This window comes from Rothia sp. HMSC075F09 (assembly GCF_001810515.1).
GTDB lineage: Bacteria > Actinomycetota > Actinomycetes > Actinomycetales > Micrococcaceae > Rothia.
In genome coordinates, this window is sequence record NZ_KV801780.1 from 366,186 (window position 1) to 384,228 (window position 18,043).

Annotated in this window: 13 protein-coding genes; 9 read left to right on the plus strand and 4 right to left on the minus strand. The window is 61.2% G+C overall.

What is annotated here, in order from left to right; translation table 11 throughout:
* The first annotated feature begins 660 nt into the window (after positions 1-660).
* The gene (locus HMPREF2749_RS03325; RefSeq protein WP_070593421.1) at positions 661-2,112 is read left to right on the plus strand and encodes a transcriptional initiation protein Tat; all 1,452 of its coding nucleotides are present in this window, start codon (positions 661-663) and stop codon (positions 2,110-2,112) included.
* Between the two features lie 159 nt (positions 2,113-2,271).
* Here HMPREF2749_RS03325 and leuD read toward each other — a convergent pair whose 3' ends face one another.
* Together leuD and leuC are read right to left on the minus strand one after the other, a co-directional pair.
* Positions 2,272-2,865 carry a 3-isopropylmalate dehydratase small subunit gene (gene leuD / locus HMPREF2749_RS03330; protein WP_070593422.1) on the minus strand — a complete coding sequence of 198 codons (594 nt, stop codon included), beginning with the start codon at positions 2,863-2,865 and terminating at the stop codon, positions 2,272-2,274.
* Between the two features lie 26 nt (positions 2,866-2,891).
* Positions 2,892-4,334 carry a 3-isopropylmalate dehydratase large subunit gene (gene leuC, locus HMPREF2749_RS03335; RefSeq protein WP_049356655.1) on the minus strand — a complete coding sequence of 481 codons (1,443 nt, stop codon included), beginning with the start codon at positions 4,332-4,334 and terminating at the stop codon, positions 2,892-2,894.
* Positions 4,335-4,744: 410 nt separating this feature from the next.
* On the opposite strand from leuC, the gene HMPREF2749_RS03340 reads away from it, so the two are divergent.
* The gene (locus tag HMPREF2749_RS03340; RefSeq protein WP_371325931.1) at positions 4,745-5,641 is read left to right on the plus strand and encodes an IclR family transcriptional regulator; all 897 of its coding nucleotides are present in this window, start codon (positions 4,745-4,747) and stop codon (positions 5,639-5,641) included.
* Positions 5,642-5,753: 112 nt separating this feature from the next.
* Here HMPREF2749_RS03340 and HMPREF2749_RS03345 read toward each other — a convergent pair whose 3' ends face one another.
* Positions 5,754-7,631: a GTPase gene (locus HMPREF2749_RS03345; RefSeq protein WP_070593423.1), complete on the minus strand. Its 1,878-nt coding sequence runs from the start codon at positions 7,629-7,631 to the stop codon at positions 5,754-5,756.
* A 48-nt stretch (positions 7,632-7,679) separates the two neighbouring features.
* Positions 7,680-9,635, minus strand: a complete 1,956-nt coding sequence (locus HMPREF2749_RS03350; RefSeq protein WP_070593424.1) for a dynamin family protein — start codon at positions 9,633-9,635, stop codon at positions 7,680-7,682.
* A 651-nt stretch (positions 9,636-10,286) separates the two neighbouring features.
* Here HMPREF2749_RS03350 and HMPREF2749_RS03355 point away from each other — a divergent pair.
* The 7 genes from HMPREF2749_RS03355 to epsC all read left to right on the plus strand — a co-directional run bounded on the left by HMPREF2749_RS03355 (position 10,287) and on the right by epsC (position 17,884).
* Complete coding sequence (locus tag HMPREF2749_RS03355) at positions 10,287-11,108, plus strand: DUF6318 family protein (protein ID WP_246823494.1); 822 nt, start codon at positions 10,287-10,289, stop codon at positions 11,106-11,108.
* Between the two features lie 268 nt (positions 11,109-11,376).
* Positions 11,377-12,579: a DUF6318 family protein gene (locus HMPREF2749_RS03360; RefSeq protein WP_070593426.1), complete on the plus strand. Its 1,203-nt coding sequence runs from the start codon at positions 11,377-11,379 to the stop codon at positions 12,577-12,579.
* 267 nt (positions 12,580-12,846) lie between these two features.
* Complete coding sequence (locus HMPREF2749_RS03365; RefSeq protein WP_070593427.1) at positions 12,847-13,689, plus strand: DUF6318 family protein; 843 nt, start codon at positions 12,847-12,849, stop codon at positions 13,687-13,689.
* Between the two features lie 100 nt (positions 13,690-13,789).
* The gene (locus tag HMPREF2749_RS03370; RefSeq protein WP_070593428.1) at positions 13,790-14,770 is read left to right on the plus strand and encodes a DUF6318 family protein; all 981 of its coding nucleotides are present in this window, start codon (positions 13,790-13,792) and stop codon (positions 14,768-14,770) included.
* Positions 14,771-14,887: 117 nt separating this feature from the next.
* Positions 14,888-15,664, plus strand: a complete 777-nt coding sequence (locus HMPREF2749_RS03375; protein WP_012903318.1) for a DUF6318 family protein — start codon at positions 14,888-14,890, stop codon at positions 15,662-15,664.
* Positions 15,665-16,065: 401 nt separating this feature from the next.
* Positions 16,066-17,001: a cysteine synthase A gene (gene cysK / locus HMPREF2749_RS03380; protein WP_005505601.1), complete on the plus strand. Its 936-nt coding sequence runs from the start codon at positions 16,066-16,068 to the stop codon at positions 16,999-17,001.
* 298 nt (positions 17,002-17,299) lie between these two features.
* Positions 17,300-17,884, plus strand: coding sequence for a serine O-acetyltransferase EpsC (gene epsC, locus HMPREF2749_RS03385; protein ID WP_005505599.1), 585 nt, complete (start codon positions 17,300-17,302; stop codon positions 17,882-17,884).
* The last annotated feature ends 159 nt before the right edge of the window (positions 17,885-18,043 follow it).

The window sequence follows — 18,043 nt, forward strand, 5'->3', positions numbered from 1 at the left end:
GCCGAACTTTAACAGTGTGCCGATGCGCCGCGTTCTGTCGTGCCGCGCCCCTGCCGGTAGCAGGGCGAAACGGGCGCATATATTCATCATTATTCTAAGCCCTGCGTAAAGGTGCTCCAAACACTGAAGAACCTTTGGAACTCGTGACTGAGATTTTGCTCTGTTGTGTATGTGAAAAACCGCTCTGGCCCCCTCAGATTCAGAGCCAGAAAAACAAAAAGATACACAAACATTCACACTAATGCAAACATTTTCTGTTTCTTCGCCGAAATTTGACGTTAGTTTCGTCTTTTTAACGTCCGAATTTGAACTTGAGAGCAACCTCACCCCTACAATAACGTGCACACTCGTGCCCACTGAACGGCGCCTCCGCTCTCACGGAGGAGCCAATCAGCTCTACACTGCGGCATAGGCGCCGGCACCGACCTTGCACCCGCGCAGTACAGAGCCTCACGGGAGGGCGCGTGGCGTGCATTCACTGCATAAACCTTTGCGATGGTACCCAACCAAAACGGTTCGGCTTCCTGATTCACTTTAACTTCAAAAATTCACTTCAACATCACCGTAAATATTCGAAAGTCAACTAAAAACCAGGGCCCATCGCAACCAACCACAGGTCGCTTCGCGGCTGCATCCGCGAACTACCGGAGGACCCCAAATATGACACATCACAACACTGCATCACGCATTTCGCGCCGTCGCCTCGTACAGGGTGCGGCGTGGAGTGCTCCCGTTATCCTCGCCAGCGCAACCGTCCCTGCATGGGCGGCAAGCGGCGAGCCCACCTGCTCCCCCGCTCTGACCCTCAAGCCGACCGCAACCGGCTTCGACGACAAGGCTGGCGCATACACCGAATGGCTCGTCCCTGAAGGCGTTGGACGAGTACGCTTCGACCTCGTGGGAGGTGCCGGCGGTGCCGCATCTTCCTTCACTCCCCGATACCTGACCGACGTCACGAACGCGGCCCTGGCTGGCGGCGGTGCCGGTGCACAGCTCAGCGGTGTTCTTGCGGTCAAGTCCGGCGACATCCTGCGCGTCTGGGCGGGTAACGGCGGCGTCGGCTCCGCAGCCGGCGCACAGCCCGCACTCGGAGGCGAAGGCTACGCAGCAGGCGGCGACTCCACCGGCTCCAGCACCGCAACCGGCGCAGCGCAGGTAGTAGGAGGCACCGATAGCGGCTACGTGTACGGCGCGTCCGGCGGCGGCTCCTCCGCGGTCGAGCTCGTCCGCGACGGCGCAGTCACCGTCGTAGCCGTTGCCGGTGCTGGCGGCGGCGGCGCGCAGCTGGGCACCCTCACCACCCACCAGAGCCTCTTCAACGCCCAGCCCAAGGATCAGCTGAACCCGGCACTGCGCGTGGCGCTGGACGGTCGCGATGCATCCACCACCGCAGGCGGCAGCGCGGGCGGCGACCTGGGCACCGACAACACCGGTCAGGGCGGCATGCTCATGGCAAGCCCCTACCAGGAGTTCAAGCCCCTCGACGAGGACGATAAGACCCTCGACATGCGTTTCATGGTCACCGGCGGTACCGCTGGTCGCTCCGGCGTAGCTGGCACCCTCGGTGAGGCACTGGCAGGCGTCCTCGACGAGAACAACGAGCTAAAGCTCATGCCCATGTCCGAATCCTGGTTCGACTCCTACGATTTCCCGCGCTACTACCGCTACGAGGGCGACTCCGTGAGTGATAAGGAAAAGGGAACCGGCGGTGCGGACGCTACCGGCTCTTACCGCGGTAAGGGCGGCTCGGGCGCGCTGCTCTCCCACACCTACGGCAAGCTCTCCCTCACCTCCGTAGCATCCGGTGGCGGCGCCGGCTACGGCGGCGGCGGCGCAGGCCTGAACATCTGGACCGTTGGCTCATACTACGAGGCCGTTTTCGGCCGTCAGGTGCAGTTCGAGGGCGAAGGCAACATCTACTCGCTCAGCGCCCTGAGCAGCGGCGGCGGCGCAGGCGGCAGCTACATTAACCACGAGGTGGTTTCTGACTTCGCTCTTGCCACCGCACAGAACGCAAACCCGACCGCGGGCGTGCGCTCCCCCGGTTCTGCAACGCTGTACGGCTGCACCGAGAACGCAACCCTGAACACCCCCATCACTGAGGGTGCCTAAGCTCTAGGTCGTCAATAAATGCGCCTCCCCGGAAGCTGATGCTCCGGGGAGGCACATTCATATGTGTGCTAGGTTTTTGGGTACAGAAAAGCTCGAAGGCGGCAACTGAATCAGTCGCCGCCTTCGAGCTTTATATCTCTAGGTTTTAGAGCTCTCGGCTTAGAGTTCCTGAGTACGGGGCATCCAGGAGGGGCGCTTCGCCTCGTACGCTTCAATAGCTTCGAGGTTCTGCAGGGTCAGACCAATATCGTCCAGACCCTCCATGAGGCGCCAACGCACGTAGTCGTCAACCTCGAAGGGAACAACCAGCGCACCCACGGTTACGGTCTTGGACTCCAGGTCAACGGTGATTTCGGTGCCGGGCTCGTGCTCCAGCGCCTTCCAGATCAGCTCGATATCGTCCTGTGCAACCTGCGCGGTAACCAGGCCCTGCTTGCCCGAGTTGCCGCGGAAAATATCGGCAAAACGAGCAGAAATAACGACCTTGAAACCGTAGTCGCGCAGCGCCCACACGGCGTGCTCACGCGAGGAACCGGTACCGAAGTCCGGGCCCGCAACCAGCACGCTACCGTGCTTGTAGGGCTCCTGGTTCAGGATGAACTCGGGGTCCTTACGCCAGTTAGCGAAGAGGGCGTCGTCGAAGCCGGTCTTGGTCACTCGCTTGAGGTAGACGGCGGGAATAATCTGGTCGGTGTCAACATTCGAAGAACGCAGCGGCACGCCAATGCCGGTGTGCTTAATAATGGGTTCCATAATGGCTCCTTAGCTATAGCGGCGTGCTAGGCCACGACGTCGGACGGGGCGGACAGGGTACCGCGCACAGCGGTTGCGGCGGCAACCACCGGGGAGACCAGGTGGGTGCGGCCACCCTTGCCCTGGCGGCCCTCAAAGTTACGGTTCGAGGTGGAGGCGCAACGCTCACCGGGCGCCAGCTGGTCGGGGTTCATGCCCAGGCACATGGAGCAGCCGGCAAAGCGCCAGTCGGCACCGAAGTCCTTGAAGACCTTGTCCAGGCCTTCTGCTTCTGCCTGCGCGCGGACCTTCTGGGATCCGGGCACGACCATCATGCGCACGTTCTCGGCGATGGTGCGGCCACGCACGATGTCTGCGGCGGCGCGCAGGTCCTCAATGCGGGAGTTGGTGCAGGAGCCCAGGAAGACGACGTCCACGGGAATTTCCTTCATGGGGGTGCCCGCCTCCAGGCCCATGTATTCGAGGGCGCGTTCTGCTGCAACCTTGTCGTTCTCGTCCTCGAAGTCATCCGGGGAGGGAACGGCGTGGCTCAGCGGAATACCCTGACCGGGGTTAGTGCCCCAGGTGACGAAGGGCTCGAGCTCGTCAGCGTTGATGAAGATTTCCTTGTCGAAGACGGCGCCTTCGTCGGTGGGCAGGCTCTTCCAGTACTCGACTGCCTTGTCCCACTCTTCGCCCTTGGGTGCGTGCTGGCGGCCCTTGATGTATTCGAAGGTGATCTCGTCGGGGGCGACCATGCCGGCGCGTGCGCCCGCCTCGATGGACATGTTGCACATGGTCATGCGGCCCTCCATGGAGAGGGAACGGATTGCGGAGCCGCGGTATTCGAGCACGTAGCCCTGACCGCCGCCGGTACCGATCTGCGCGATGACAGCGAGGATGATGTCCTTTGCGGTCACGCCGGGCTTGAGGGTGCCTTCAACGTTGATTGCCATGGTCTTGAAGCGTGCCAGGGGCAGGGTCTGGGTCGCCATGACGTGCTCCACCTCGGAGGTGCCGATACCGAACGCGAGAGCGCCGAACGCACCGTGGGTGGAGGTGTGGGAGTCGCCGCAGACGATGGTCATGCCGGGCATGGTCAGACCCAGCTGCGGGCCGACCACGTGCACGATGCCCTGTTCCTCGTCACCGAGGGAGTGGATGCGCACGCCGAATTCCTTGGCGTTGCGGCGCAGGGTCTCGATCTGGGTGCGGCTGGTCAGGTCGGCGATGGTGCCGAAGATGTTGTCGGTGGGGGTGTTGTGATCCTCGGTGGCGATGGTCAGGTCGAGGCGGCGCAGGGGGCGGTTCTCGATGCGCAGGCCTTCGAATGCCTGGGGGGAGGTCACTTCGTGCAGTAGCTGCAGGTCGATATAGAGCAGGTCGGGCTTGCCGTTTTCGCCGGGGACGACGACGTGTGCGTCCCAGACTTTTTCTGCCAGGGTGCGCGGACGGGTGCCCGCGGTGGTTGCGTTCTGTTCGCTAGTCATGCTTTCTCCTGCTTGATGCGTTCCTACGGTGGATGCGTTCGGTGTGGTGCGTGCCGCAAGTTTGCGGAGTTGAGGGGCGGATTATGTACCCGATGGGACCCTCAAATCGGTATTTCCCTGCGGCGTGTCGCATATTTTTTCACGGATTCTTAGCCTGTGAGACGGCCTAGAAACACCCCGAACTAGCGAGTGTTTTTATGTGGGTTTACTCTATGACTCCAGGGTAATTTTGCGAGATTATTCGCATTTTTCTGCGTCTTTTCGCATATTTTCACCCATAAACCCACACAAACACTTATTATGAAAAGTTCACAATTTATCCCGTAGGGGGTGATTCCATCTTCAGCTCTGCATCTCAAAGAGTCCATGAAGTCCGGGGTATCTTTCATATTCTGAGATAGAATATAAGAATGACTCCTTCCGCCTCACGTTTTAACGCACACGGAATGCGTCACCCCAACGCATCCACATACCACAACGCACCGATTGTCGACCCCGTCAAGCCGCCCGAACACATGGCCGCCGACGAGCAGATGGTAGAGGTAAACTCCCACGGCTCCTCCGGCGTTGGCGTGCTCGACAAGGCGACCCTCATTCTTGATTGCCTCGAGGCAGGACCCGTATCTCTGGGTGACCTCGTCAAGGCAACCGGTCTGGCGCGCCCCACCGCACACCGCCTCGCCGTGGCGTTGGCACACCACCGCCTCGTAGCCCGCGACGTGCAGGGACGCTTCATGCTCGGACCCCGCCTGACCGAACTCGCATCCGCAACCATTGCTGACGAGCTCATCACCGTGGCAGACCCGATCCTGCAGAAGCTCAGCCTCGAAGCTGACGAGTCCACCCAGCTGTACCGCCGCCAGGGTGACTGGCGCGTGTGCGCAGCCACCTCCCCCCGCCCCTCCGGCATGCACGAATCTATTCCGGTCGGCACCCAGCTGTCCATGCAGGCTGGTTCCGCCGCCCAGGTTCTGCTGGCTTGGGAAGACCAGAACCGCATTGTTGAAGGCCTGCGCGACGCCCACTTCAGCGCCGCCATGCTCGCGGCTGTGCGCCGCATCGGTTGGGCGCAGTCCGTGGGTGAGCGCGAGCGCGGAACCGCCTCGGTCTCTGCTCCGGTGCGTGCGCCCGGCGGCAAGGTGATTGCGGCAGTGTCCATCTCGGGTCCGATTGACCGCATGACCCGCCAGCCGAACCGCAACTACCCTGAGCTGGTCGTTATGGCTGCTCAGGCGATTACGGACGGTCTGCGTGAGCTTGCGGCGTCTCAGCAGGCTCCCTGCGGTGAGAGTACTGAAGAGGACTAAGCTTCAGTAGCGTGTAGATTTAACGAAAAGAATCCCTCCCCGCCTCGATTGAGGTGGGGAGGGATTCTTTTGTGCGCTCTTAGTTTGATGCGGTTTCTCGGATGATACGCCGCTAAATGTCCAGCGCCTTGCGGTAGGCGTTGAGGCGCTTTGCTTCCTGCTGTACCGGGGCGACCACGCAGGACTGCACTGCCTTCTCCACGCCGGTCTGCAGGCGACCCCGCAACTTACGTGCGTAGTAGCGTGAACCCATGGCGGTAAGTAGCCTGCCCACACCCGCCGAGGCGATACCAAGCAGGATACCCAGCAGCAGAAGCAGGGTCGGCAGGGGCACCGGGGAGCCTTCGGGGGTCGGGGCGGGCGGCAGCTGAATCTGCAGGTACGCCATGCCGGAAATCAGGGTCAGCCAGCCGACGCCTACCAGGGCGCTCAGTAGCGCGATCCACTGCAGGGCATTGAAGATGACCCAGGGGGCGCGGGTGCGGCCCAGACCGTAGTCGATGCGCATCATGTCGCGTTCGAGCAGTTCGGGTAGCTCAGCCTCGCGGGAGAGGGCGGCTTCCTTCATGCTGCGTTTCCACGGTTCGTCGATGCGGGCCGCCATCTGCTTGCTGTATTGGCGCACGGCGTTTGCCATGCCAGCCTTCTGCGCGGCGCTCAGCGGAGGTAGCGAGGATGCCACCAGCTCGGGTGCGTTCTCGCTATCGGAACCGAGCATGCCCGCGGACTTCTCGGCCTTAGACGTGCTCTTCGTTTCGTCTTGCTGCCCCAGGTGCAGGCGGCGCAGGGGGTCAGCTTTCAGGCGGCTCATCCAGCGGGTGAGGATCCAGCCGGTGTGCTGACCCGCGGTGCGGCGGTAGGAGGCGGTTGCCGCCTGCAAAACCTGCTCTGCCTGGCTGGAGGTGTAGCATGCCTTCACGAGCTTCTGCTCCGCTTCGAGGGCGTAGGCTCCGGCGAGTACGGTGCCCTCTCCCCCGGCGTAGGTGCGCAGCTGGGAGGCGGTGGCGTGCAGCTGCGCGTCGGTTCGCTGCAGGGATAGGCTCTTGGCGGCGGCTACCTGGGCGAGCAGGTCGCGGAGCACGTCCACGCCCTCACCGGTTCGTGCGGAGACGGCGATGGGTGCGGCAAGCAGGTGCGCTTCGGTGCCCTCAGCCTGGAGCAGGCGGGTGAGGGATGCGAGCACGGCGGGCACCTCGGCGGGCGCGAGTTTGTCCGCCTGGTTGAGCACGCAGAGCGCCTGCGCGCCGGATGCGGCAAGCGGCACCATGAAGTCGCGGTGGATGACGGCGTCGGCGTATTTTTGGGGGTCGACAACCCAGACGAGTACGTCCACGTAGCGCATCATGCGGGCGGCGAGGTCGCGGTTGGTGGTGGTGACCGAGTCGAAGTCGGGCATGTCCAACAGGATGAGGCCGCCGGTGCGGGTGCGCATTTCGCCGCGTCCGCCTACTGCGCGGCGGATGCGGTTGAAGAGTCCGGGCGCCGGTTCGGTGACGGTATTGGGTGCCGCTACTCCCCCGGTTGCCTTATTACCCTCGGTTGTCTCTCCTTCGGCGGCGAGCGCCTGAGTTTGCGGGTAGACGCGCTTGTCGATGCCGAGCCAGTCAAGTAGCTCTTCGCTGCCTTCTGCTTCCCAGATTGCCGCCTGCACGGTGGAGGTGGTCGGGCGTGTGGGCGCGGAGAGGGCAATGTTCTGCCCGGCGATGGCGTTGAAGAGCGTGGATTTGCCGCTGCCGGTCGCGCCGAAGAAGCCGATGACGGTGTGTTCGGTGGAGAGTTCGCGGCGTTGGCTGAGGCGTTCGAGGGTTGCGGCGGCGTCGAGCAGCACGGTTTCGGGGACTCGTCCTTCGCCGTAGCTGATGGCGTCCTTGAGGGATGCGACGGAGCGCGCGAAGGGCGAGGTTGCCACGGCGGGGGTGGCGCCTCGCTCGGTGTTGCGCTCAGTAGTATTGCGCTCGGCGTTCTCGAGTTTCTTCTCGGGGGTAGTCATAGTGCGTTATTTCTTCGTCTGTGGTGCGGGGTGCCTGTCCGGAGTGGTTTAGCGAGCAACCGTGCCGTTAGTGTGGGCTGCGGCTTGGCGCTGTGTGGTTTGACTCTGGGTGCTCATTTCTGCGGCGATTGCCTGCACCTGCTCAGCGGCGCGGTGAATGTCCTCGGCATCAGCCTGCGGGTCGGTTTCTTCCAGTACGGCGGTGAAGGGCTGAGCGTGCTCAGTGAGCAGCCCCGACATGCGTTCGAGCAGGTCGGTGCGGGCGCGGGTTGCCATGCGGCGCACCGCGTCTTCACCGAAGATGGACTCGAGCAGTTTGGTGCCGACCACTCCGCTACCGCCGGCGATACCCGCCTCAATACCGGTGATGCCGCCGGTGAGGCTGAACGCGGCAACCATGAGCATCACGGCGGTGGCGTTCACGCCCAGGGAGAGGAAGCGGGCGCGTTTGCGCTTGTCGGCTCCTTCTTCGCGGATCATTTCGAGGACGGATCCCTGCCAGAGGCGAATCTGTTCGGCAACGGCTGCGGAGAAGATGTCCTCGGCGGACTGCACTTCCCCCTTCGCTTCGTTGCCCTTTGCCTCGCCGTTTGCGCCTACGTTCTGTTCGGGCGCGGCGGAGGCCGTCTGCGGCGCAACAGAAACAGCCTGCGGCGCATCAAGGCGCGCCAGCAGGGAGCGTCCGGCGCGGCTGGCACGCCAGCGGGTGCGGGTATTTTCGGAGGCGCGGGCGGCCGCATCCAGCACGACGGCGTGGATGCCGCTTTCGAGGGCGTCTTCTACCTTCTGGGCGGCGGCGGGCTGGCCTCGCAGGGCGGAGCCGACGCGGTCGCGCAGGCGACCGATGGTGCTGTCGAGGGAGCGGAAGAAGTCGCCGGTTCCCACGAAGTCGTGCCAGCGCGAGAGCACTTCGCCGCGTAGCAGGGAGCCGTCGGAGAGGGCGCCGTCGATGGTGGTCAGCGCGTCCTCGTATTCTTCGGCGACGATGGTGGCAAGCGACTGGTGCGCCGCCTGCTGGCGTGCCTGTTCGGCGGCGAGCACCTGCAGGTTTCCGGCGAGGGTTTCGACGGCACCGGCGAGGGTCTGCCGGGCGATGGCGGCGCGGGCGGGTGCGTCGGCGCCAAGTTCGCGGATCCACAGGGTCAGCGGGGCGAGGCTGACGGGGGCGAGCATGCCGCTTGCGTCGCGGGGCTGTTCGGTGACGGTGTGAATCAGTACGGCGTGGATTCCCGCCTCGTCGAGCATGCGTCGCAGGTCGTTTTCGATGGCTTCTTCGTCGCCTTCGGGCACGCGGTTGAGCACCACGGCGATGGCGATGGAGCGTGCGGCTGCTTCGTGGAGCAGTTCCCAGGGCACGGCGTCGGCGTAGCGGTTGGCGGTGGTGACAAAGAGCCACAGGTCAGCGGCGGAGAGCAGTTCCTTGGCGAGGGTGCGGTTTTCCTCGGAGACGGAGTCGATATCGGGTGCGTCGATGAGCGCGATGCCCTGCGGTAGCGCCGAGGTAGTAATAGGAATGAGGGCGCGCGCAATCTTCGGGTCAAGGCCCGGTAGTGCCTGCGATCCGGCGTTCATGCCGGAGGTGCGGGTGCGCGGCAGGGTGGGCAGGAAGCGTTCGGGTGACAGTGCCGCCTCGTCTTCTGCGCGGTGCAGGAGTACGGGGTGGCGGGTGGTGGGTCGAATCGCGCCGGACTGGGTGAGCGGTTCGCCGAGCAGGGTGTTGACGAGGGTGGATTTGCCGGCGCCGGTGGAGCCGCCGACCACGATGGTGAGGGGGTTATCGACGCTGGCGCTGCGCGGCAGGATGTAGTCGTCGAGTTGTCGTGCCATGGCTGCGAGCAGGGTGCGTGCGGTGGCGGTGCCGTGCTCTGCGGTGCCGTCGTGGGTGACGGTGTAGGGGGTGCCGGGGGTGCCGGGGGTTTCGCCGGCTTCTACGTCGAGCGGGAGGGGGATTCGAGTGAGCAGTTCGCGAGCTACTTTGAGCTGCGCATAGTCGGTGGTAGTCACAGCGCTATTGTCCCATAGGGTGCACCTGCTTCATGCCATGTTTGGGCGTTGGCGCGGTCGCGTTGTAGCTAGATTGTGCGGATGGGGGTGCTGCGGCTGTGCGAGGGGCTGTTTTTGATAGGTGTTTGGACAACCTTAAGGGGTTGAGATACTACTTGCACCCAGAGCGCAATAACTCCAATTTATGATTTATTCACAAGAAGAAAAGATTAGAAAATCCCTAAGTTTCCGCGGGAAAACAGCGCATCTTATTGCGGTTATCTCGAACACATTGGTACGTTTTATAACCCGCATAAAACGGGCAAATATTAAGATTTGATAACTTTTTACGCTCAAGCGCAGATATGGTCATTTTGAACCTGAAAGTACGCTTAGAATCGTTGAGCACGACATACAGGCAGGTCATAATCCACACCGAATCCCCAGGAGGTTTCTGACCTGCCCTTCGTATCGCATCCGTACTCACCGCGGTATGCGATACCCACCGGGAATGCTCACCGAACCCTCACGCAACTGCAATCAACTGCCGTTGAGGTTCACTGCATCCGAGCTACCCGCATACTGTCTGCCCATCTTTACTCTTGCGAAAGGTTGCGTATGTTCGGTTCGCTGTCACGGCGCCATCTTCTTGCTCTTTCTTCCGGAGCAGCATTGAGCGCACTCGCAAGCGCTTGCAGCCCCAGCGCAGTTTCTCGCCCTCAACCACTCGCTAACCCTTCCCCTACTAAGGCTGCTCCTCAGAGCTCCCAGACCAAATCTGCGACCACCACGCGCAGCATTACGTACGCCGAGCCCCTGCCCGCATCGGCTCTGGACGGTCGCGGACCGGCTCTTCTGCCGGATCAGTTCTTTGAGCGTTCCGGAAATTTCTCAAACGGCACCCTGAGCCATCGAGCCGTCAATGTCCCCCGCCCCACCATGCCCCCGGAAGCTAAAGAGCGCACCGTCGAAGGTCTGCACGCCTTCCTGCAGTACTGGGGTGCGGCACAGAACTACATGCTCCTCACCGGTGACACCAACCCCTTCATGAATCTGCCCGGCCAGGAGCACTTTAGTCAGATGGCGCAGATGTACCGCGATATCTACCGCTACAACATTGGCTGGCTGGTCTCTAAGAACAACCACCCCATGTGCATTAACCTGAGTTCCCCGCAGCCGGTGCCCGCTACCGAGCAGGACGTCTACTGCTGGAAGGCGACCCTGAAGGTGGACGAAAACGCGTTCCTGTTCAACCATGAGACCCGTCAGCGTGAGCAGCTCACCGGCATCTACGGCAGCAATCAGAAGGCTGACGCTTACGTCTACTTCGGTGCAGACGGCTGGCAGATGCTGGAGGATCCCAAGGGTTCCCCGAGCGCTACCGCCACCTCCGCGGCCAACCCTGAACCGTCTGCGAATACTCCGAGTGCGCACCCGACCCCGAATGAGAGCGCCTCTTCTAAGACGACTCGTTATATTCGAGGCTCAGCCTAAAGCTTCTTTACATCCGTGCCTCAAAGAACCCGTCATATTGGGTGATATGAGGCACGGATGAGGGCTTTTATTTGTGTGCCACGCGTGAAATCTATAGGCTAGGGCTAGATGAGGTCCGCCCATTTTCGCCTCAGTGCGTGTCTACCCGCCCTGCGGGTGACTGCTTCGCGCCCTCCTGTAGGGGCGTGATGTTAGGCTGAGAATTGGAGCGTGAGCTCTTCACTTATCACCGATACTTCCGCATCACAGCACATTCAAGGGGATCACTATGATTCACAGCCGCCGCCACTTTATTGCGCTTACGGGCACCGCCGCCCTGGGTTCGATGCTTGCCGCTTGCGGTTCCAAAAAGACTGAGGAGGCGACCGCCTCCCCCACTGCTTCCGCTTCGATTGCGGGTGCCTACGACAACCTGTCGGGCGAGCTGAAGTGGACTAAGTACGTTGCGGGCAACGGTGCAGCCCCGATGAGTAGCACCGACCCGGAAACCGGTCAGGTCTACACGATTGAGCCAACTGCCGGCCCGGCAAGCGTTGATTCTAAGGCGAGTGCCGTGCCCATCCCGATTGAAGATGAGAGCATGTACGACAAGAACGCCCGCGGTTTGCGCGCCACCTTCGCGTATTTTGCGGCGGCGGTGAACTATGCCCGCATGACCGGTGACCCCGGTCCTGCTCTGCAGGTGGTTCAGGCTCAGAACTCTACCGACCGTGCGGCGCTGGAGAAACTGCGTGCGTTCTATGCGCCCGGCACGAACTGGCTGGTTGATGGTGAGTGGACTTTCCGTCTGACCGATAAGCAGCCGACGACCCGCGGCACTAAGTATGCGTGGGCGTGCACCGTAACTCAGGCGCACGGTATGCAGGTTGAGAAGGCGACCAATACGACCAAGCCTCTGGAAGACACTGAGGCACAGGAGATTAAGGCTCTCTACGCTGAGTACGATGAGGAGGCGAAGCGCTGGGTCGTCATCTCGCCTCAGCAGTACGATCCCGCGTTGACTCCGAAGCCGACGCAGACTCCGCGTGCGCATCCTTCCTCGACCTATACCCCGACGGTGACTGATGACAGCACCGTGGCGGCTAATGCTGGCGCACACACCGGCGCGAATACTTCGGGTAACGGCGCGGCTCAGGGCACTGCTCAGAATGGTGCCGCGCAGAACGGTGGTGCGCAGGCTCCTTCCGCCCAGAACGGTTCCCGTCAGTACACTGGCTCCCAGAACGGTGGTGCGCAGAACGGTGGCGCACAGACCGGCACCGGTCAGGGTGGCGCGGCTCAGGCTCCTCAGCCTGCCGCGACCCAGGCGCCTGTGGCTACCGCTCCCGCACAGCCCGTGGCGACTCAGCCTGCAGCTGCGACGGCTCAGCCGACCGTAGCGCCCGGTGCCCCCGATGCGGGCGGTGCAGCTGGCGGCGCTGAGGCACCTGCCGGTGTTCCCGGTGGTGTCCCCGGTGAGGGCGCCCAGTAGCCCCTCCCCCTATAGACGATGAACGCGTCCCCTCTTTCACCCCATCTGGTGCGATGCTCCCGCTGGTTCCACTGAGTTCACTGGCTGCGGTAAGTTCGCTGATGGGCGGCATATCACGCTCCTTTGAGCGCTGGTACGCACGGGTGTGAAGGCGGGGGCGCGTTATACTTAGGACTGTCTCTAGAGGGATGTCCGCGTGTGATATCCGCTCGTCGAGGCGCACTCTCACTCGTCTCTCACCTGAGATTCTCACTCGAAAGGTACTCCGTGGCGCTTTTCCCCATGACCTCCGGGCTTCCCAGTTCCACTACCGGCATCAGCCGCCGTTCTGCTCTGCGTTACGCGGGTGCGGGCGTTGCGGGCGTGTCTTTGAGCGCCCTACTGGTTGCGTGCGGTGGTTCTTCGTCCACCAGCGAAAACGCTGATGCGGATACCCCTCAGATTTCCCCTTCGGCTTCTGCGCGTACTGATTTTAGCGGCGAGGTCACCTTCGACAACTATGAGAAGAAGGGCACTTTCGTTCCGGCGACCGAGTCTGCACCCGCTCAGAACGTGCCGTTCCCGAAGCGCCCGGCGAGTGCGTCGGAGAACTCGGTGCAGGGTCTGTACGATTCGATTGCGTTCGTGTATGCGGCGATTAATTACCTGGTGCTGACCGGTGATGCGGCTCCGTTGCGTGAGTCGAAGGCTGATGAGAAGTTCGTTGCGTCGTTCTCATCGTTTATGGATGAGTCGAATGAGAGCTCGCAGAATCGTGACTGGTATGTGTCGCCGAAGGTGACGATGTCTGCGTTCACCGCTGTTCCGACTCTGGTGAAGAAGAGCGTGCAGTGGACTTTTGATCTGGTGATTGATTTGGGTCCGACCGTTGTGGTTGAGGGCGCTCCTGCGGAGATGTCTGAGAAGGTTCGCCGCACTGAGCGTGGCCTGGTGGTTACCGGTGTGCGCCACGATAATGATTGGACTTTGACTATTCAGGATGAGTATGAGGCGCAGGCTTCGGCTCAGCCTAAGAATGGTGGCACTAACGGTGGCGGCGCTAACGGCGGTAATGCTGGCGATTCCGGTAACTCCGGCAATGGCGGCAATTCTAATGGTGACAACCTTTAAGCCCTCAGATGGATGAGGCATCATGCCCTAACTCGCACTCGGGTTAGGGCATGATCTGTTTTACTCTGGTAGTACCGGTCTTTCGATTCAAGGTTTTTGTATGTCTTCTTTTTCTCAGTCTTTCTCGCGCCGTTCTCTGCTGCGTTTGGGCTTGGGCGCATCCGCTGTTGCGGGTTCTGCGGCGCTGTTGAGCGCTTGCGGTTCGGGTGGCTCTAGCCAGCAGTCTGGTTCTCAGGGCGGTAGCCTGAACGGTTCGAAGTCGAGCGCTAACCCGAATGGGTACAGCGATGATGGTCAGAACTATTCGGGTCTGGTGGAGTACACCCACTATGAGGGCACGCTGAATTATGAGCAGGGCACGGTGGAGCATCCGCCGCGTAACGCTCCGAAGCCGAAGGTGACTGATGCTCTGTCGGCGAATACGGTGACGGGTTTCCATGAGGCGATTGCTTATTTTGCAGCGGCTATGGATTACCTGGTGAAGACCGGTAGCACGGATGCGTTCTCGACCGGTATTCAGCTGTCGTCGAAGACTCGCTCTGAGGTGGATGCCCTGTCGGCTTCTATTCTTGCGGGTGTGGAGAAGGGGTCCTGGTATGTGAATCCGTCGGCTTCCTATGCGCTTTCGAGTGCGCAGCCGTCCATTATGAGTGATGGCAACCTGCTGTTTAAGGGCAAGTACACCCTGGACTTCGGTACGGAGGCGGTGGCGGAGGGCAAGATCCAGCCGGTGGTTACCTCCGCGAGCGCTTCTGCTGAGCCTACTGAGCCTTCTGAGGATGCGCTGGTGTCTGACGCGGCGTCCCCGAGTGCTTCTGCTTCTGCTACTGCTGCGGGTCTGGCTTCTCAGGTGACGGTTCAGGAGTGCGATTTCCGTGGCCGTTACCATGCTGATTCGAAGATGTGGGAGCTGAGCGTGGCGTACGGTGCTACTGTTCAGGGAGGTACCGCCCAGGGAGGCGCGTCCACCGCGAGTGCTGCGGCGTCCGGCGCGGCGTCCGGTTCGGCTTCCCCGTCTACTTCCGAGCCCTCTTCTGCTGAGGCTTCCGTTGAGGCTTCCGCCACCTCCGCGGCGTCATAGTCTGTCATAACGCTTTTATCAGCGAGGCGCTTCTCACGCTTCGTCCACTCAACTCTGTATCCTGTTGGGTTTGCGGCTAAACTGGTTGCAATCACCGACTGACTGAAAGGTATCACTATGTCCGAGAACCTGACCCGCCGCGCGGCGCTGGGCGTACTGGGCGTCAGCTCCATGGCTTTGCTGGCGGCTTGTGGCTCTAAGGCTACTTCTGAGGCGTCTGCTTCCGCTTCTGGCTCTGAGAGCGCTTCTGCTGCTGCTTCTGAGTCTGCTACCGCTTCGCCCTCTGCTTCTGCATCGGCGTCTGCTTCCCCTTCCGCTTCCGCTTCGGCTTCGGCTACTGCAACGAACTCTCCGCTGCCTAACGACAATAAGGATTACAGTGGCGTAGCGAAGCTGGAGAAGATGGAGGATCACGGCGAGTACCAGCCGGGTAATGCTGAGCACCCGCCGCAGAACGTGCCGTCCCCGATTGTTCCGGAGGCTATGCACCAGAATTCGGTGGCTGGCTTCGCGGCGGCTCTGGCGTACTTCGGTGCGGCGTTTGAGTACCTGCTGCGTACCGGCGATATGCACTACATGAACGAGGTCAGCACCGACCAGGAGACCCTGGCGGCGATGAAGAAGTACGCGGATTCCACTAAGGCAGGTATTGACGAGAAGAAGACCTGGTACGTGAACCCGACCGCTACCTTGACTATTGGTACTAAGCAGCCGGTTCTGGCGCAGGGCGCGTACAACTGGACCGTGACTCTGAATGTTGATCTAGGTGAGAAGCTGTTCAAGGACGGCAAGGAGCAGACTGTGGCGGCTGATAAGCGTCACGTGAAGATGTTCGGTGAGGCTGTTGGCCGCTACCTGAACAACAAGTGGGATCTTCACATGGACATCAACTAGTCCTCTGAGGCTGGTTTTCTCCCCCGCTTTTAGCGTTGCGCCATCTCAGGATGCGGTTTTTTACTGTTTTTTCCATTGATGGCAATAAAATTTGTGGCTCCAGCTTGCGGTGAACAGAGTTCACCACTACTCTTATATACAGAGGTTGTCTTTTGGGCTACATAATGTTTCTAGAGAGCGCCGCACATTCATCATCCTTTGTCGAGAAAGGGTTTGTGCGGCGCTTTTCTGTACCCTCTTTCTGAACCTCGTTCCTTGAGGTTTTTCTCTGGCATTATTACGAACTGTGACCGCAGGTTTAAACCTACTGCCGGTGAGTAGTAGAGTTGCCACGTAACCGATTATTCATTGCGGAGACCCCATCGCGGCTGGCCTCCCCCAAGCTCATGAAGGAGCACCCCATGGCAAAGATTCTCAACAGCATTGTTGAAGCAACCGGCCAGACCCCCCTGGTTAAGCTGAACCGACTGGACGAAGGTCTTCCCGGTAACGTAGCGGTCAAGCTTGAGTTCTACAACCCCGCTGGTTCGGTTAAGGACCGCATCGGCCGCGCCATCATTGACGCTGCTGAGAAGTCGGGTGCGCTGAAGCCCGGCGGTACCATTGTTGAGGGCACTTCCGGTAACACCGGTATTGCGCTGGCTATGGTGGGTGCTGCTCGCGGTTACCGCGTCATCCTGACCATGCCGGAGACCATGTCTGCTGAGCGTCGCGTGCTGCTGCGCGCTTACGGCGCTCAGATTGTGCTGACCCCCGGTACCGAGGGCATGCGCGGCGCTGTGGAGAAGGCTAAGGAAATCGTTGCGACCACCGAGAACGCTATCCTGGCGTCCCAGTTCTCCAACGAGGCGAACCCCACCATTCACTACAACACCACCGGCCCCGAGATTTGGGAAGCAACCGACGGTAAGGTCGACATTTTTGTGGCGGGTATTGGCACCGGCGGCACCATCTCCGGTACCGGTAAGTACCTGAAGGAGCAGAACCCGAACGTGAAGGTTGTTGCGGTTGAGCCGAAGGACTCCCCGCTGCTCTCCGAGGGTCGCGTTGGCCCCCACAAGATTCAGGGCCTGGGCGCTAACTTCGTTCCCGACACCCTGGACCGCGGCATCTACGATTCGGTAACTCCGGTCAGCGCTGAGGACGCTATGCGCACCTCCCGCCTGCTGGCTACCCAGGAAGGTATTCTGGGCGGTATTTCTTCCGGTGCGGCTGTGTGGGCTGCCCTGGAGGAGGCTAAGAAGTCTGAGAACAAGGACAAGCTGATCGTGGCTATCGTTCCCGACTTCGGTGAGCGTTACATCTCTACCGCTCTCTACGAGGATATCCGCGGCTAATAGACCCCAGTCTTCGGCACCCCTCCCCGTGAGGCCGCCATCTAGAACAGTACGCAGTGTTCGACGCTCCGTCCCGGTTGCATGCCGGGGCGGAGCGTTTGCGTTTTCCCGCGATACTCCCCCGCTGAGACCCGCCCGAGCCCGAATATTACGTTCCGCACGCAATTGTGACCGAGATGTTAAAGAGAGCACTCACTATGACGACGACAGAGTTCGGGAATAGGTGAATGAGCACCGTTGTTGGTACCTTTGGAAAGGTCGCATACACAGAGCACGACCGATGAGGGAAAGGGAACCCATGAGTTTTATTGCGCGTCTGCGTGAAGATATTGAGAACGTCCGCCAGCACGACCCTGCTGCGCGCGGCGCTGTCGAGATTGCGCTGAACTATTCGGGTATGCACGCGATTTGGGTTCACCGTCTGACCCATAAGCTCTGGCAGAAGGATGAGACGAAGGCTCTGGCTCGTACTCTCTCGCAGTTTGCTCGTTTTCTGACCGGTGTGGAGATTCACCCCGGTGCGACCATTGGCCGCCGTTTCTTCATTGATCACGGCATGGGCATTGTCATTGGTGAGACCGCTGAGGTTGGTGACGACGTGATGCTGTACCACGGCGTGACCTTGGGCGGTCGCTCCCTGGAGAAGGTGAAGCGTCACCCCACCATTGGTGACCGTGTGACCATTGGTGCAGGTGCTAAGGTGCTGGGCCCGGTGGAGATTGGTGCCGATAGCGCTATTGGTGCGAACGCCGTGGTCGTCAACGATCACCCCGCCGATTCGATTATTACCGGCATTCCGGCGAAGCACCGCCCGCGTACCCCGGAGAAGAAGAAGCCGCTGGTGGACGCTGTGGAGTACATTGACCCCGCCATGTGGATTTAGCGCTTGGCAAGCGTTTTGACCCCGTAGAGGCGCACCTGGCGGCTCCTCATGAGGCTCCAAGCTCCTCACCGGGCTCCGCAGGTCTTCTCCCCTGCTATACGCCCCTCAAGATACCCCTGAGGCATCTCGGGGGTGCCCCATCAAGACATAACGAAAGCC

Bases quoted from the DNA above. Each gene is read 5' to 3' on its own strand.
- epsC (WP_005505599.1), top strand. From the start codon at position 17,300: ATGAGTTTTATTGCGCGTCTGCGTGAAGATATTGAGAACGTCCGCCAG.
- cysK (WP_005505601.1), top strand. From the start codon at position 16,066: ATGGCAAAGATTCTCAACAGCATTGTTGAAGCAACCGGCCAGACCCCC.
- leuC (WP_049356655.1), bottom strand. From the start codon at position 4,334: ATGACTAGCGAACAGAACGCAACCACCGCGGGCACCCGTCCGCGCACC.
- HMPREF2749_RS03375 (WP_012903318.1), top strand. From the start codon at position 14,888: ATGTCCGAGAACCTGACCCGCCGCGCGGCGCTGGGCGTACTGGGCGTC.
- HMPREF2749_RS03340 (WP_371325931.1), top strand. From the start codon at position 4,745: ATGACTCCTTCCGCCTCACGTTTTAACGCACACGGAATGCGTCACCCC.
- HMPREF2749_RS03325 (WP_070593421.1), top strand. From the start codon at position 661: ATGACACATCACAACACTGCATCACGCATTTCGCGCCGTCGCCTCGTA.
- leuD (WP_070593422.1), bottom strand. From the start codon at position 2,865: ATGGAACCCATTATTAAGCACACCGGCATTGGCGTGCCGCTGCGTTCT.
- HMPREF2749_RS03370 (WP_070593428.1), top strand. From the start codon at position 13,790: ATGTCTTCTTTTTCTCAGTCTTTCTCGCGCCGTTCTCTGCTGCGTTTG.
- HMPREF2749_RS03345 (WP_070593423.1), bottom strand. From the start codon at position 7,631: ATGACTACCCCCGAGAAGAAACTCGAGAACGCCGAGCGCAATACTACT.
- HMPREF2749_RS03360 (WP_070593426.1), top strand. From the start codon at position 11,377: ATGATTCACAGCCGCCGCCACTTTATTGCGCTTACGGGCACCGCCGCC.